At 65.3% G+C, this 616-nt stretch carries 1 pseudogene; it reads left to right on the top strand.

The features are described 5' to 3' along the window. Positions 1-197: 197 nt before the first annotated feature. Positions 198-616 (top strand): annotated as a pseudogene (locus tag EOA60_RS36165) (M23 family peptidase); the annotation flags it as partial.

The following is a 616-nucleotide window of genomic DNA, read 5'->3' as shown; positions in this document are numbered from 1 at the left end:
TACAAGCAAGGCGCCCGCGTACGCGTGAGAGCCTCGACCGCAGACGACAAGAGCCGCGTTTCTAAGAGACGTGTGATTGGGGATATCGGCCCCGGCTTGCCGCTTCGTTTGACTTCACTGGCTGCGACAGGCAAATGTCATGGCCGGCAACGAACAACGACAAGCCGTTTCGCCCGGGGAAGAAGCAGCCTTTCTGGATGCCAGACACGGAAGATGTCATAGCCGAACTCGGCAACGAGCCGCCGCTGATCGCGGACGGTCGCAGCGGTCCGCCTGACCGCCGCGAGGTTTCGGCACGTTGGCTTTCGGGAACGTTCCTGACCGGGGTGACCTCGAGCGTGCTGATGGGCGTGGCCTTGTTCGCGGCCCTCGACGGTCGCCAGCAGCTGGCGACGCCGCCTGAAATCGCCGAGCTCATCAACCTCGCCAGCGGCGGCGACGATTCCGGCGAGCAGGCCAAGACGACAAGGCTGGTCGCGCCGCGCCAGATCGCCAGGGCCAAGGACCGCCGGCGCATGGAAGTGTCGATGGTCACCAAGGTCGGCGACCGCGACGTCATCCACACCATGCCGTTCGTGCAGATCAAGATGGCGCTCGCGGCCGGCCACACCACCAG

Source organism: Mesorhizobium sp. M1A.F.Ca.IN.020.06.1.1 (genome assembly GCF_004023265.1).
GTDB lineage: Bacteria > Pseudomonadota > Alphaproteobacteria > Rhizobiales > Rhizobiaceae > Mesorhizobium.
The sequence above is the reverse complement of the archived record's forward strand: the minus strand, read 5'-3'. Positions and strand labels throughout refer to the sequence as shown.